The organism is Prauserella endophytica (assembly GCF_005146945.1).
GTDB lineage: Bacteria > Actinomycetota > Actinomycetes > Mycobacteriales > Pseudonocardiaceae > Prauserella_A > Prauserella_A endophytica.
Window position 1 is genome coordinate 154,949 of the sequence record NZ_SWMS01000003.1, and the last position, 14,520, is coordinate 169,468.

Annotated in this window: 11 protein-coding genes; 5 read left to right on the forward strand and 6 right to left on the reverse strand. The window is 71.6% G+C overall.

Going from position 1 to position 14,520, the window contains the following annotated elements:
* Positions 1-34: 34 nt before the first annotated feature.
* From FCN18_RS07850 to FCN18_RS07870, 5 genes are all read right to left on the reverse strand, one after another.
* Positions 35-688 carry a GNAT family N-acetyltransferase gene (locus FCN18_RS07850; protein WP_170200521.1) on the reverse strand — a complete coding sequence of 218 codons (654 nt, stop codon included), beginning with the start codon at positions 686-688 and terminating at the stop codon, positions 35-37.
* Positions 689-783: 95 nt separating this feature from the next.
* Positions 784-1,059 (reverse strand): muconolactone Delta-isomerase, encoded by a 276-nt coding sequence (gene catC, locus FCN18_RS07855; protein WP_112269381.1) that lies wholly within the window; start codon positions 1,057-1,059, stop codon positions 784-786.
* A gap of 32 nt (positions 1,060-1,091) precedes the next feature.
* Positions 1,092-1,955, reverse strand: coding sequence for a catechol 1,2-dioxygenase (gene catA / locus FCN18_RS07860; RefSeq protein WP_112269383.1), 864 nt, complete (start codon positions 1,953-1,955; stop codon positions 1,092-1,094).
* A gap of 32 nt (positions 1,956-1,987) precedes the next feature.
* A complete protein-coding gene (locus FCN18_RS07865) occupies positions 1,988-3,091 on the reverse strand; it encodes a mandelate racemase/muconate lactonizing enzyme family protein (RefSeq protein ID WP_112269385.1) in 1,104 nt (367 codons plus the stop codon).
* Positions 3,088-3,996 carry a LysR substrate-binding domain-containing protein gene (locus tag FCN18_RS07870; RefSeq protein ID WP_112269387.1) on the reverse strand — a complete coding sequence of 303 codons (909 nt, stop codon included), beginning with the start codon at positions 3,994-3,996 and terminating at the stop codon, positions 3,088-3,090. Before FCN18_RS07870 ends, FCN18_RS07865 begins: the two co-directional genes overlap by 4 nt.
* A gap of 257 nt (positions 3,997-4,253) precedes the next feature.
* Between FCN18_RS07870 and benA the strand changes: the two genes are divergently transcribed.
* From benA to FCN18_RS07895, 5 genes are all read left to right on the forward strand, one after another.
* Positions 4,254-5,645: a benzoate 1,2-dioxygenase large subunit gene (gene benA / locus FCN18_RS07875; RefSeq protein WP_112269389.1), complete on the forward strand. Its 1,392-nt coding sequence runs from the start codon at positions 4,254-4,256 to the stop codon at positions 5,643-5,645.
* 10 nt (positions 5,646-5,655) lie between these two features.
* On the forward strand, positions 5,656-6,189 hold the full coding sequence (gene benB / locus FCN18_RS07880; RefSeq protein ID WP_137094154.1) for a benzoate 1,2-dioxygenase small subunit: 534 nt from the start codon (positions 5,656-5,658) through the stop codon (positions 6,187-6,189).
* A gap of 126 nt (positions 6,190-6,315) precedes the next feature.
* Positions 6,316-8,976, forward strand: a complete 2,661-nt coding sequence (gene benC / locus FCN18_RS07885) for a benzoate 1,2-dioxygenase electron transfer component BenC (protein ID WP_137094156.1) — start codon at positions 6,316-6,318, stop codon at positions 8,974-8,976.
* A gap of 103 nt (positions 8,977-9,079) precedes the next feature.
* Positions 9,080-10,420 (forward strand): MFS transporter, encoded by a 1,341-nt coding sequence (locus tag FCN18_RS07890; protein WP_137094158.1) that lies wholly within the window; start codon positions 9,080-9,082, stop codon positions 10,418-10,420.
* A 150-nt stretch (positions 10,421-10,570) separates the two neighbouring features.
* Positions 10,571-13,249 (forward strand): helix-turn-helix transcriptional regulator, encoded by a 2,679-nt coding sequence (locus tag FCN18_RS07895; protein WP_137094160.1) that lies wholly within the window; start codon positions 10,571-10,573, stop codon positions 13,247-13,249.
* Here FCN18_RS07895 and FCN18_RS07900 read toward each other — a convergent pair.
* A complete protein-coding gene (locus tag FCN18_RS07900) occupies positions 13,244-14,512 on the reverse strand; it encodes a benzoate/H(+) symporter BenE family transporter (protein WP_228713745.1) in 1,269 nt (422 codons plus the stop codon). The two genes, FCN18_RS07895 and FCN18_RS07900, sit on opposite strands and share 6 nt — an antisense overlap.
* Positions 14,513-14,520 lie beyond the last annotated feature (8 nt).

The following is a 14,520-nucleotide window of genomic DNA, read 5'->3' on the forward strand; positions in this document are numbered from 1 at the left end:
CCTGCGAGCGGCTTCGCCGCTGCTGGAACAGGCTCTAGCCGTGGCGGTGCCTGCCCCGGCGGGGGCGCCAGTGCCTGCCCCGGCGCGGGCTCGGGTCGGCGTGGGCGAGCATGACGTCGCGGTGGCGCGCGGCGAACTCGGGCGCCGTGATGCCCATCAGCACCAGGTACCGGATGTCGCCGAGGGAGAGCTCCGTGTCGCGCAGCCTGCCCTCCTCACGGAAGCCGAGCGCGCCGTGCAGCGACAGCGATCCGACGTTGCCGCCGTAGATGCTCACCTGGCACCGGCGGAAGCTCCGCTCGAAGAACATGAAGGACAGCAGCACCATGATGGCGTCGCTGGCGTAGCCGCACCGCCGGTGCTGCGCCCCGATGCCGATGCCGTAGCTGAACCGATCGGACTCGGTGTCGTCCTGGCTCAGGCAGAGCGACCCGACGAGCATCCCGCCGCGCAGGGTCTCGATCGCGAAGTGGCTGTCGCCCGACGCGGCGGCACCCGCGCGGTGTGCCGCCCAGTGCCGGTACCCACCCACCTGCGCGGACCGCTCGCGCGCCGAGGCGCGGTCGAAGCCGATCAGCGTGCGATGGTCGGCGGAGTCGATCTCGCGCAGCCGCACCTTGCGCCCGGCCCAGCCCGGCACCGGCACACGACAGGTGGTCAGCGCGGAACGAGGCGGGTGCGTCATCATCGGCGATGACCATACCGCGCTGCCGCGACGGACTCGCAGGGGTACTCGGCCCCTGGCGAAGTCCGTTGCGGTGGCGCGGAAACGGTGCGCGCGCCTCAGATCTTGGACGGGTGCTTGGCCAGCGGCGTGACCTTGATGTCCATGTACGGGAACAGCGGCAGGCCGGAGAGGATGTCGTGTAGCTCGTCGCCGGACTCGACGTCGAAGACGGAGAAGTTGGAGTACTCACCCACGATGCGCCAGATGTGCGGCCACTTCCCGGAGCGCTGCAGCTCCTGGCTGTAGGCCTTCTCTCGGGCCACGATGTCGGCGCGCATCTCCGGGTCCAGGTCGGCCGGCAGGTGCACGTCCATCCGCACGTGGAACAGCATGGGTGAGTACTCCTTCTCTGCGTCGGTGGTGCTCAGGCCTTGACCGGGTCGAGGACGAAGCCGTAGGACACGGTCTCGCCCTTGCCGTCGGCCGCGGGCTTCGGGTCGAGCACCAGTTCCGGCTTCACGGCCGAGGCGATGTCGTCGTCGTTGTGCTCGTCACCGGGGAAGTACAGCTGCGCGGTGAGCAGCTCGTGTCCCGGCGCGGAGACCTTGACGTGCAGGTGCGCGGGCCGCCAGGCGTGCCAGCCCGCCGCGGCGATCAGCTTGCCGCACGCGCCGTCGGTTGGGATCTGGTACGGCGCGGGGCGGACGGTGTTGATCTCGAACTGGCCATCGGCGTCCACGGAGAAGGTGCCGCGCAGGTTCCACTCCGGGATGCCTGGCGCGAACTGCGAGTACAGGCCCTCGGCGTCGGCGTGCCACAACTCGATCCTGGCCTGGTCGAGGACGCTGCCGTCGGTGGAGGTGACGCGGCCGGTCCACACCAGCGGCGTGCCCGGCTCGTCGTCGCGCATCGGCACCGAGCCGCGTGAGCCCTGCTCCGGCGCGCCGGGCACGTAGTACGGGCCCTCGATGGTGCCCTTGTTGCCCTCGCGGTGCTCGGTGGCGACCTCCTCGACGACGTGCTCGACCCACACGTCCAGGAACAGCGGCCACTCGCCGTCCTCACCGACGCTGATCAGCCACGCCTTGAGGGCGTTGTACTCGTCGTAGGTGACCTTGTGCCTGCGGATGGTCGAGTGCACTGCCTCGAGCACCTCGCGGGCCAGCAGCGACACGCGCTCCTTGGGGGTGTCAGCGACGTTGGCGTACTTGTCCGACTTGAACCGCTCGGTGGCGCTGGCGCCGGAGTCCGCGGCGGACGGCGCCGGGGCGTGGTGGGTGGCGGTCATGGGGATCCTCCTTGATTCCTCGGGGGTGGGGTTCAGGTGTCCTGGCGGTAGCGGGCGAGCTTGTCCGGGTCGATCTCGACCCCGAGCCCCGCGCCGGGACGGATGGTGAGCTCGCCGTCGTGGATCTCCAGCGGCTCGGTGAGCAGGTCGTCGCTCATGTCGAGGAAGTTCGACAACTCGCCCGCGCGGCGCGAGGTGAGCTGGTACGACGAGCCGAACGCGACCGTGCACATGGAGCCCAGCTGGCCGTCGATCTGGTTGCCCATCACGACCTCAAGGCCGAGGCCCTCGGCGAGGTGGTGCACGCGCTGCGAATGCGTGAAGCCGGTGCGGGCGATCTTGATGCTGATCGCCGTGGCGGAGCCGCCCAGCACCTCCCTGGTCACGTCGGCCGGGGTGACGGCGGACTCGTCGGCGATGAACGGCACGTCGAGCTGGGAGACGAGCCAGCGCCTGCCCAGCACGTCGTCGGCGGGGCAGAGCTCCTCGGCGAAGAGCAGGCCGAGGTCCGACATCTCCTTCATCGCCATGGCCGACTCCGAGGCGGTCCAGCCGCGGTTGCCGTCGACGTACAGCTCGATGTCGTCGCCGAGTCCCTCACGCAGGGCGCGCACCACGGCGGTGTCGAGTCCCACGGGGCGGCGGCCGACCTTCACCTTGAACGTGGTGATGCCGTGCTGCTCGCGCATGCGCTGCGCCTCGGCGACCATCGCGGCCGGCTCGTCGAAGCCGAGCATGTGCGACACGCGCATCCGATCGGTGTAGCCGCCGAGCAGCTCGGTGACCTGCACGTCGAGCGTGCGGCCGAGCGCGTCCCACACGGCCATGTCGATGGCGGCCTTGGCCGCGGGGTTGCCGACGGTGCGGGCGAGCCTGGTCGCCATCGTCTCGCGCTCCAGCAGGCTCAGCCCCACCACCTGCGGCGCGAAGATCTTTTCGATCACCGCGATCACGCCGGCCTGCGTCTCGCCGTAGGTGAACGGGCGGGGCGGGGCCTCGGCCACGCCGACGATGCCGTCGTCGGTGTGCACGCGCACGAGGACGTGCTCGGCCACGTGCACCTCGCCGGAGGCGAACCTGAGCGGCTTGCGGTACGGGATGGCGAAGGGGATCGCCTCCACGCTGGTGATCTTCATCGGCTGACCTCGAAGGGGTGTGGTTCGGTGGAGATGGCGGTTTCGAGCACGTCGAGGACCGACCGCACGAGGGGGGAGTCGTTGTCGGCGCGCCAGGCGAGCGCCAGCTCGACGCTGCCCGCGTCGGTGAGGTCGCGGAACACCACGCCCGCCAGCGGCAGCGCGCGGGCCGAGGCGGGCAGGACCGCGACCCCGAGTCCGCCCGCGACGAGCGCGAGCAGCACGGCCGTGCCCGCGGCCTCGTGCTCGCGCTGTGGCGTGAACCCCGCGGCCTGGCAGCTGCGCTGCACGGCGTCGTTCACCACGGAGTCCTTGCTGGTGTAGACGATGAAGCCCTCGGTGCGCAGGTCGGCCATCGAGACCTCGGGTTCGATCGCGAGCCGGTGGTCGGCGGGCACGGCGAGGATCAGCGGTTCCACCTCGATCGTGCGCAGCTCGATGCCCTCGCCGCTGGCCGGCGGGCGGAGCACACCGATGTCGAGCGAGCCGGTGCGCAATCCGTCGCACTGGTCGGGCGTGAGCAGGTCGGCGTGGACCTCCAGGGCGACCTCGGGCACGTCCCGCTTGACCGCGCGGGCGATGCGGGGCAGCTGCGAGAACGCCGAGGTGCCGGTGAAGCCGACCCGGACGATCCCGAGCCTGCCGTCGGCGATCCGGCGCACGCCCTGCATGCTCTGCTCGACCGTGTCGAGCACCCTGCGGGCCTCCGCGAGGAGGTACTCGCCTGCGGGGGTGAGCCGGACCTGCCGCGTCGTGCGGGTGAACAGGGGCGCGCCCAGCTCCGCCTCCAGTTGCCGGATGGCGTGGGACAGCGCGGGCTGGGCCATGTGCAGGCGTTCCGCGGCCTTGCCGAAGTGGCAGGTGTCGGCCACCGCGGCGAAGTAGCGCAGGTGACGCAGTTCCATCGCCGGACCTCCTCTGGCTCCACGTCGACGTACCGGTGGCCTCGATTGATTCACCGTAGGTACCGATATTGAGTCAAGACAAGGAGCGATTTTCGAGTGATTGATCGATGCTATCGATTAATAGCACCCTAGGTCAGGACTAGGTATTCGCCCGGTGTGACTGCTGCCACCCGCTGTCATGGTCAGGGGAACACGCCACGGCGGCCCCCGGCCGCTGGAGGCCGGTCAAAGCCGATCAAGGCCACCGTGGAGGACTCATGACTGACACGCTCGATCGCCTCTCCGCCGTCCTCGCCGACGCCGTCATCGAGGACCGGGAGGCCGGGATCTACCGGGCGAATCGTCGGATCTTCACCGACGAGGAGATCTTCGAGCTCGAGATGAAGCACATCTTCGAGGGCAACTGGATCTACCTGGCGCACGAGAGCCAGCTCCCCAACCCCGGCGACTACTTCACGACCTACATCGGCAGGCAGCCGGTGGTCATCACCCGTGACAAGGACGGCGAGCTGCACTGCCTGATCAACGCGTGCGCACACCGCGGCGCGATGATCTGCCGCCGCAAGACCGACAACCGGTCGACCCTCACCTGTCCGTTCCACGGCTGGACCTTCCGCAACGACGGCAAGCTGCTCAAGGTCAAGGACCCCGATGGCGCCGGCTACCCCCCGTCGTTCAACGCGAACGGGTCGCACGACCTGACGCGGGTCGCCCGCTTCGACAGCTACCGCGGGTTCCTCTTCGGCAGCCTCAACCCCGACGTCCTGCCGCTAGCCGAGCACCTCGGCGACACAACCAAGATCATCGACATGCTCGTGGACCAGTCGCCGGAAGGTCTCGAGGTGCTGCGCGGCTCCTCCACCTACACCTACGACGGCAACTGGAAGGTGCAGGCCGAGAACGGCGCCGACGGCTACCACGTCACCGCGACGCACTGGAACTACGCGGCCACCACGGCGCGACGCGGCACCGGTGCTTCCAAGAACGACACGAAGACGCTCGACGCGGGCAGCTGGGGCAAGTCCGGTGGCGGCTACTGGTCGTTCCCGCAGGGTCACCTGTGCCTGTGGACGTGGGCGGGCAACCCGCAAGACCGTCCACTGTGGAACAAGATGGACGAGCTGAAGCGCGAGTTCGGCGACGCCAAGGGCGAGTTCATGGTCAAGGGCTCCCGGAACCTGTGCCTGTACCCGAACGTGTACCTGATGGACCAGTTCTCCACGCAGATCCGGCACTTCCGGCCGATCGCGCCGGACAAGACCGAGGTCACCATCTACTGCATCGCGCCGAAGGGCGAGAGCTCCGAAGCCCGCGCGTGGCGGATCCGCCAGTACGAGGACTTCTTCAACGCCTCCGGCATGGCCACCCCGGACGACCTGGAGGAGTTCCGCTCCTGCCAGCTGACGTTCCGTGCTTCGGCCGCGCCGTGGAACGACATGAGCCGCGGCGCCGAGCACTGGCTGACCGGGCCGGACGAGGTCGCGCGGACGCTCGGCATGACCGGCGTCATCTCCGCGGGCCAGAAGAACGAGGACGAGGGCCTCTACCCCGTACAGCACGGCTTCTGGGCGCAGACCATGCGCGAGGCGATCGCCCGCGAACGGGCGCGGTCCGAAGAGGACGACACGCTGCCTGCCGCCACCGCCTGAGGAGTATCCGATGACTGTCACCGCCGACACCGCCACCAGCGCCAGCACGACGAAGACCATCACCCAGAACGACATCGAGCAGTTCCTCTACCGGGAGGCGCGCTACCTCGACGACCGCGAGTTCGAGAAGTGGCTGGACTGCTACGCCGACGACGTCGTGTACTGGATGCCCTCGTGGGGCGACGACGACCTGCTGACCGAGAACCCGCAGACGGACGTCTCGCTGATCTACTACCCGAACAAGGGCGGGCTCGAGGACCGGGTGTTCCGGATCCGCACGGAGCGCTCCAGCGCGACGTCGATCCCGGAGCCGCGCACGAGCCACAACATCAGCAACGTCGAGCTCATCGAGCGGCGGGGCGACCTCGTGGACGTGCGGTTCAACTGGCACACCATGTACTTCCGGTACAAGACGGTGGATCCGTACTACGGGACCTCGTTCTACACCATCGACTTCTCCGGCGACTCGCCGCTCATCCGCCGCAAGACCGTGGTGTTGAAGAACGACTACATCCACCACGTCGTCGACATCTACCACTTCTGACAACTGCCCGGAGCGGCTTGCGTTGCGGTGCGGGTGGCGGAACCAGAACCCGCGGCGGCGCAAGCTGACGGCGCATGTGCAAGCGGCTCCGCCGCTGCGGAATGACCCCGGTCCCAGGGAGGGATCATGACTTTCCAGGTCGCACTGTCCTTCGAGGACGGTGTCACCCGCTTCATCACGTGCGCGGAGGACCAGACGGTCGCCGACGCGTCGTACCGCCAGCGGATCAACATCCCGCTGGACTGCCGGGACGGCGCGTGCGGAACCTGCAAGGCGTTCTGCGAGTCGGGCACCTACGACGGCGGGACCTACATCGAGGACGCCCTTTCCGACGACGAGGCGCGGCGCGGCTACGTGCTGCCGTGCAGCATGAAGCCGACGTCGGACCTGGTGCTGCAGATCGCGAGCACGTCGGCGGTCGCCAAGACCGAGGCGGCGACCTACCCCGCGACCCTGACCGCGCTGGACCGGCTCTCGCCGACGACGTTCGCGCTCACCGTGGAGACCCCCGACCGGGACAAACTGGCCTTCCTGCCCGGCCAGTACGTGAATATCGAGGTGCCCGGCACCGGGGAGACGCGGTCGTACTCGTTCAGCAACGCGCCGGACGACAAGTCGTTGACCTTTCTGGTGAAGCTCACGCCCGGCGGCGCGATGTCGGACTACCTCACCGAGCGGGCGAGCGCGGGCGACGAGCTCACCTTCACCGGCCCCAACGGCAGCTTCTTCCTGCGTGAGGCCGACCGGCCCGTGCTGCTGCTGGCCGGTGGCACCGGCCTGGCGCCGATCCTGTCGATCGTGCGCACGCTTCGGGCCACGGGCTCGGCGCGGCCCGCGCACCTCATCTACGGCGTGAGCACCGACGACGACCTGGTGGAGCTGGACACGCTCGCCGAGCTGGCCGCGCAGGTGGACGGGTTCACCTGGGACTACTGCGTCGCCGACCCGGACAGCTCCGCGCCCAACAAGGGCTATGTGACGAGCCTGATCGGCGACGAGCACCTGCACGGCGGGGACGTGGCGGTGTACCTGTGCGGGCCGCCGCCCATGGTCGAGGCGGTGCGCGCGCACTTCACCGAGCGGGGAGTGGAGCCGACCGGGTTCTACTACGAGAAGTTCGCGCTCTCCAGAGCGTCCGCCCAGGCCGAGCCCGTGGTGGTGGAGACCATGGCCGAGCCGGAACCCGCCGCCGCGCCGGAACCCGTGGTGGAAGCGGTGCCCGAACCCGAGCCGGTGCGCCCGGTGACCGAGGGAGAGGGCAGGGCCTTGGCGGGGCAGCGGATCTTCGAGCCCGTGGCGCTGAGCCCCCTGGGCGCGGGCGCGGTGCGCACGGCCACCGAGGAGGCCGCCACGGCGAGAACCGTGGCCGGACAGGCGATCTGGCCCGGCGAGGGCACGGGTACCCGCTCCCTGACCTCCGGCGAGGCGTTGCTGCCCGCGGGCAACGCCCGCGCCGTCGCGGGTCAGGAGATGCTGCCCGCGCCCGACGATCTCGCGCCGCTCGTGGCGCCCCAGCCGGAGGGCAGCTACGAGATCGGCGAGGAGCACCCGTCGGTGCACGAGTCGGATGCCGTGTTCGAGGCGAGGCGGGCACTCGAGCTGGGCGCGCTGGAGCTCGTGATCGGCAGGCTCTCGTCGCAGCAGCTCGCGGGCTACCGGCTGCTCGCCGAGGCGACCGTGCCCTATGTGGACGGCGACCGGTTCGTCGACGCCGCCGCGTTCACCGAGACCAACGCTGCCTTCCACGACTACCTGTTCACCCTCACCGGCAACGAGCACCTGCTCCAGGCCTACCGCGCGCTCGGCGTGCAGGGGCACATGGAGGAGACCCTGCGGGACGCGACGTGGTGCCATCCCCGGTGCACGCAGGACCACCTCGACATCGTCACCGCGTTCGAGGCGGGGGACCGCACGACGGCCCGCAGGCTGGTCGTCGAGCACGCCGAGCGTGCGAAGACCACCACGCGCAGGGCCATGGACGACGCGAGGCCGTCGCGTGCGCGCGCGTTCGTGACCCCCGGCCGCTTCGACGGCAAGGTCGTGGTGGTCACCGGCGCGGCACAGGGCATCGGTGAGCGCGTGGCCAGGCGGATCAGCGCGGAGGGCGGCACGGTGGTGCTCGCCGACCGCGCCGGCCTCGTCACCGAGTTGGCCGATGAGCTGACCGGCGAGGCACTGCCGGTGCTCGCCGATCTGGAGACGTGGGAGGGGGCCCAGGAGGTGGCCGAGGCCACGCTCGCGCGCTACGGCCGGATCGACGTGCTCGTCAACAACGTCGGCGGGGCGATCTGGTTCAAGCCCTTCACCGAGTTCACCCCGGCGGAGATCGAGGCGGAGATCCGGCGCTCGCTGATGACGACCCTGTTCTCCTGCCGGGCCGCCCTGCCGTCGATGACGGAGCGGGGCCGCGGCGTGATCGTCAACGTGTCGTCCGCGGCGACGCGCGGCATCCACCGGATCCCGTACTCGGCGGCGAAGGGCGGCATCAACGCCATCACCGCCTCGCTCGCCTTCGAGTGCGCCGACGCGGGAATCCGGGTGGTCGCGACCGCTCCCGGTGGCACCGAGGCGCCGCCGCGCCGGATCTCCCGCGGCGGCTCGGCACTGGAAACCGAGCAGGAGCAGACCTGGTTCCAGGCGCACATCGAGCAGACCGTGAGCACGTCGCTGATGAAGCGCTACGGCACGCTCGACGAGCAGGCCGCCGCGATCGCCTTCCTCGCCTCCGACGAGGCGTCCTACATCACCGGCACCGTCCTGCCGGTGGCGGGCGGCGACCTCGGCTGACACCGGTCCGCCCGCCCTCGCAGTTGTGCGGCCTCGCGCCGCCCGGGCGGCCTCAGCCCGTGGCCGCCCTCCCGCCCCCTCCAACACTCCCGGGGAGTTCCTCATGTCCGAAACCGACGCAATGACGCGCCGGCGTCAGCGCACCGTGTCCTGGGTGGTCGCACTGTCGACCGTCGCGCTCGTCTTCGACGGATACGACCTCGTCGTCTACGGCACCGTGCTGCCCACCCTGCTCGCCGATCCCTCCCAGCTCGGGGCGATCACGCCCGGCCAGGCGGGCGCGCTCGGCAGCTACGCACTCGTCGGTGTCCTCGTGGGGGCACTGGCCGCGGGCGCACTCGGCGACTGGATCGGGCGCCGCAGGATCATGCTGATCAACCTCGCCTGGTTCTCGATCGGGATGGGCGCGACCGCGCTGACCCAGAACGTCGTCGCCTTCGGAATCGGCCGATTCCTGACCGGCATCGGGGTCGGCGCGCTGGTGGCCACGGTCGGGGCGCTCGTGGCGGAGTTCGCCCCGCCGGGACGGCGGAACCGGCTCAACGCGATCGTCTACAGTGGAGTGCCCGCCGGCGGCGTGCTTGCCGCGCTCCTCGCGCTCGTCCTGGCCGACGCGGTCGGCTGGCGCGGGCTGTTCTGGGTCGGCGCGCTGCCGATCGTGCTGGTGCTCCCGCTGGCCGTGGTGAAGCTGCCGGAGTCGCCGAAGTGGCTCGCCTCGCGGGGCAGGGTCGAGCAGGCGAAGGCCCTCGCCGAGCGCACCGGCATCGCGCTGTCCGCTGAGCCAGGCCGACCGGCCGGGACCGCCCGCGTCGGTTTCCCCGCGCTGGCCACGAGGTCGCTGGCGCTTCCGACACTGCTGCTGGGCACGATGAGCTTCGCCGGGCTGCTGCTCACCTACGGCCTCAACACCTGGCTGCCGCAGATCATGGCCGACAACGGCTACGACAAGAGTTACTCGCTGACCTTCCTGCTCGTGCTCAATTTCGGCGCCATCGTCGGTGGCCTGCTCGCGTCGCTGTGGGCCGACCGGGCCGGGGCCAAGCGCGTCGTGGCCACCACGTTCGTGCTCGCCGCCTGCACGCTCGCGCTGCTGCCGCTGAGCCTGCCGCTGGGCGCGCTCCTGCTCGCGGTCGCGGTGGCCGGGGTCGGCACGATCGGCACCCAGGTGCTCGTCTACGGCCTGGTGTCCAACTACTACCCGACCAGGGCACGCGCGGCCGGGGTCGCGTGGTGCGCCGGGTTCGGCAGGCTCGGCGGCATCGTCGGGCCGGTGGTCGGCGGCGTGCTCGTCGGTGCGGGGCTCGGGGGCACCACGGCGTTCTACCTGTTCGCCGCCATAGCGCTCGCCGCGGCGGTCGTCACGGCGCTGGTGCCCCGCTCGCGGCACGCCGAGGACGACCTGCCCGTGACGGCGCCGGCGGCCGGGACGCCGCATCCCGCTTAGGCCGAGCCTGACGCATCCTGGCGCTGCCGCGACCACGTCGCCGGACGAGCCGAGAACGGCCGGTGCGAGGCTCGTCCTCGCCTTGGCAGCCGCCGCGCCGATCCCGCTTGCGCCGGAAGAGTTCCCGCAGGCACGGCCTAGGGTGACCATGTGGTCCGCCCCCGCCCTCCGCTGATCGCCCGCGACGCCGCACTCGGCGAGCTGGAGCGCCTGCTGCACGGCGCCGCCGAGCGCGGGTCCGCGTTCGTGCTGGTCAGCGGCAAGGCGGGGGTCGGAAGGACCACGCTCGCCGACGCATTGGCGGCCCGTCACCACGGACCGCTGCTGCGTGCCACGGGCGCGGAGTGGGAACGGGACCGGGCCTACGGCGTCCTGGGCCAGCTCATCGGCGAATCCAGCCGCGGCGGGGCCGTCGAGGTGTCCTCCGCGATCGCCCGGAACGCCGAGTCCGCTGGCGGCACCGTGCTCGCCGTGGTGGACGACGCGCACTGGGCCGACCAGCCGTCGCTGCAGGCGCTGGCCTCCGCGGTCCGTCACCACCGGGACACGCGGCTGCTCGTGCTCGCCACCGCCGTCACCGGCGATCCGGACGTCCCCGCGCCCGCGCTGGAGCTGCTGCACCGCGTCGCGGACCACGCGATCACCGTGGAGCCGTTCACCCCGCCCGAGGTGGGGGAGCTCGCCGCCGCGCACGGCGCCCTGCTGCACCCGTCGATGGCGGAACGGCTGTGGCGGCACACCGGCGGCGTCGCGCGGCATATCGGGCAGCTGCTGGCTGAGGTGCCGAGGACGACGTGGGCCCGGTTCGACCCGGCGCTGCCCGCTCCGGCCGCCGTGGCGGCCAGTGTCCGCACGGCGCTGGCCGGGTGCTCGCCGGAGGCTCGTGGGCTGGCCGAGGCCGCGGCCGTGCTCGGACCCGGCACCACCGTGCGCGACGCCGCGCTGCTCGCCGGGGTGCCGGGAGACGTGCTGCCCGCGCTGGACGAGGCGGTCGCCGCCCGGCTCGTGGAGTTCGGCGGCCGCGGCCTCACCGAGATCGGCCCGCCGGACCCGATGGTCAGGGCCGCCGTGCTCGCCGCGATGGGACCCGCCGCGGCGGCGCGCGCCCACCGCAGGGCCGCCGACCTCATCGACGACCCGGTGCGCCGGATGCGGCTGCTGGTCGCCGCCTCGCCGATGCCCGACCCGGACGTGGCCGACCGGCTCGACGCGCTCGCCGCCGAGCGGGCGGCCGAGGGCGCGTGGGGCGTGGCGGCCTCGCTGCTCAACGACGCGAGCAGGCTCACCGAGGACCGTCTCAAGCGCGAGAGCAGGCTCACGAGGGCCGTCGACGCCCTGATCGGCGCGGGTGACGCGTTCGCGGCGGCGGCTCTGGTTCCGGAGGTGGAGAGCCTGCGGGAGACGCCGCTGCGCAACGCCGTGCTGGGCTACCTCGCGATCGTGCGGGGCCGCGCCGCGGAGGCCGAGAACCGGCTCGGCCGGGCCTGGGATCTGGTGAACACCGAGCGCGAGCCGGACGTCGCCGCGTCGATCTGCCAGCGCTACGTGCTGCACTCGCTGTCCCGCCTCCGCCCGGAGGAACTGGTGTCGTGGGCGGACCAGGCCGTGGCGCTGGCGGGTGAGGACGCGCCCGCGGGCGTCGAGGCGGCCGCGATCCGGGGGCTCGGCCTCGCCGCCGCGGGCCGGGCGGCCGAAGCGCTCGCCGCTTATGCCGAGCTGGCCGAGCGCGTGCAGCACGGTGCGCAGGCCCAGCGGATCCTGATGGGCCGGGGCTGGCTCAGCCTCATGGTCGACGCGGTCGACGACGCGAGGGCCGACCTGGAGAGCTCGGTGCCCACCACGTTCCTCGGCGGCTCGACGCGGATCTCGCTGTGGGCAAGGGCCTGGCTCGCGCGGGCGCAGTTCCTCACGGGGGACTGGGACGACGCGGTGCGCACGGTACGGGAGGCGACGCCGTTGCTCGACCGGGCCGGAATCGTGCTGGCGGGTCCGTTGCTGTACTGGACGGCCGTCGCCGTGCACGCGCTGCGCGGCGACTGGGACGACGCCGAGCTGGCGCTGCGCCGAGCCGACGCGGGGCCGCAGGACTACGAGATCATGCGCGTGCCGTCGTACCTGGCCCGCGCGCACGTGGCCGAGGCGCGGGCGGACTCCGCCGGGGTGCTGCGGGCGCTGCGCCCGCTCACGCAGCCGTGGGCGGGCGGCGGTGTCGACCAGCCGGGCCAGTGGCCGTGGGCCGACATGTACGCGCACGCACTCGTGCTGGAGGGCAGGTACGCTGAGGCGGACACGTTCCTGACCCGGCAGGAGGCCCTCGCCGCCGGCCGTGGCCCCGGTTCGGCTCGGGCGCGGCTCGGCGCGGCGCGCGGCAGGCTCCTGGGCAGTCAGGGTGAGCTGGACCAGGCGCGCGAGGCGTTCGAAGCGGCGCTGGAGCTGCTGGAGGACCTGCCGCTGCGCTACGACAGCGCGCGCGTGAACTTCGCCTACGGCCAGATCCTGCGCCGAGCGGGCAAACGCAGGGACGCCGACACCGTGCTCACCACCGCGCGAGAGACGTTCGCGGCGCTCGGCGCGACGACCTACGTCGCGCGCTGCGACCGCGAGCTGAAGGCGGGTGGCGTGCACGTGCCGAGGACGGAACGTGGGCTCGGCGAGCTCACGCCGCAGGAGGAGGCGGTGTCGCAGCTCGTTGCGAGTGGACTGTCCAACCGGGAGGTCGCGGCCGAGCTTTTCCTGTCCACCAAGACGGTCCAGTACCACCTGACGCGGATCTACGCGAAGCTCGGCATCCGCTCGCGGGCCGAGCTGGCCGCGCGCCGGGGCTCATGAGCGCTCGGCGGCGTAGTCGGCCCGTTCGAGCAGCAATGAGATGGCGACCCCGGCGACGAGGCCCCAGAACGCGGCGCTGAGGTTCAGCGGCGAGACGCCGGAGACGGTCACCAGGAAGGCGACGAGTGCGCCGAGGGTGCACCGCGAGCGGAACGCGGTGACGAACGCGGTCTGCAGCGCGCGGAGCATGGCAAGCCCGCCCAGCACCGCGATGAACGACTCGGGCGTTGCGAGCATGAGGCGGACGAACGCGGGCGCGAACAGGCCCACCAGCATGGCGAGCAGGCCGCACACGATGGCCGCGGTGTACTGGCGCCCGCGTTCGCCGGATGCCACGAGCAGTGCGTTGGTGGGTCCGGTGAGGCAGGTCGACACGGCTCCGAACAACGCGGCGGGCAGCGACCAGAGTCCACACAGGACAGTGGAGACGTTCGTCGGTGGCTCGTGCCCGGCCTGGCGCAACACGGCCACGCCCTGACCGTTCTGCACGACGAGGACGGTGACGGCGAGCGGGACCACCAGCTCGAGGATCGCCTGCCACGAGAACTGCGGCGCCTGCAGGAGAGGCGAGGCGAACCAGGTGGTGCTCTCTGTGTCGGGCGTGAACCGGCCGGACACGGCGACGGCGACCGCCCCGACCACGAGGGCGCCGAGGATGGGCGGGATCCGGCGGCCGAGCGCGGGAAACGCCGACAGCAGCAGGAAGACCGCCACCATCGGCACCGCGATGCCGGGGTCCAGTCCGAGCGAGTGGACGAGGTCGAGGCCGAAGCGGAGGAAGACGCCCGCGACCATCGCCATGACCACCGGCATCGGAAGGGCCGCCATGACAGTGCGCACCAAGCCCGTGAGCCCGAGCACGAGGATCAGCAGCGCCGTGGCGACGAAAGCTCCGACGACCTGCGGCCACGGCAGGTGGTCGAGGGAGCCTCCGACCACGACGGCGCCGGGGATGGTCCAGAAGAACGCCAGCGGCTGCCGGTAGAGCGAGGACGCCAGCACGGTGAGCAGGCCGTTGAGCAGGAAGACGCCGAAGATCCACGAGGCGAGCTGCGCGGGGGAGAGGCCGCCCTGTGCGCCGACCGCGAGGATCACCGCGACGGGTCCGGTCGCGGAGAACACGATGCCGATGAGGCCGTTGGTGGCCGTCTCGGTGGTCGTGTCGCGCAGTACGTCGCGTGGTCCGGTGAGCGGTCGGGCCGGCCGTTCGAACCGGTGCGCGAACCGCGACGGTGCGCCACCGTCGTCGTTGAGGGTGGTCAACGAACCTC

What these genes read in the sequence shown, in the direction of transcription:
- FCN18_RS07850 (WP_170200521.1), bottom strand. Translation starts at nt 688, where the DNA reads ATGATGACGCACCCGCCTCGTTCCGCGCTGACCACCTGTCGTGTGCCG.
- catC (WP_112269381.1), bottom strand. Translation starts at nt 1,059, where the DNA reads ATGCTGTTCCACGTGCGGATGGACGTGCACCTGCCGGCCGACCTGGAC.
- catA (WP_112269383.1), bottom strand. Translation starts at nt 1,955, where the DNA reads ATGACCGCCACCCACCACGCCCCGGCGCCGTCCGCCGCGGACTCCGGC.
- FCN18_RS07865 (WP_112269385.1), bottom strand. Translation starts at nt 3,091, where the DNA reads ATGAAGATCACCAGCGTGGAGGCGATCCCCTTCGCCATCCCGTACCGC.
- FCN18_RS07870 (WP_112269387.1), bottom strand. Translation starts at nt 3,996, where the DNA reads ATGGAACTGCGTCACCTGCGCTACTTCGCCGCGGTGGCCGACACCTGC.
- benA (WP_112269389.1), top strand. Translation starts at nt 4,254, where the DNA reads ATGACTGACACGCTCGATCGCCTCTCCGCCGTCCTCGCCGACGCCGTC.
- benB (WP_137094154.1), top strand. Translation starts at nt 5,656, where the DNA reads ATGACTGTCACCGCCGACACCGCCACCAGCGCCAGCACGACGAAGACC.
- benC (WP_137094156.1), top strand. Translation starts at nt 6,316, where the DNA reads ATGACTTTCCAGGTCGCACTGTCCTTCGAGGACGGTGTCACCCGCTTC.
- FCN18_RS07890 (WP_137094158.1), top strand. Translation starts at nt 9,080, where the DNA reads ATGTCCGAAACCGACGCAATGACGCGCCGGCGTCAGCGCACCGTGTCC.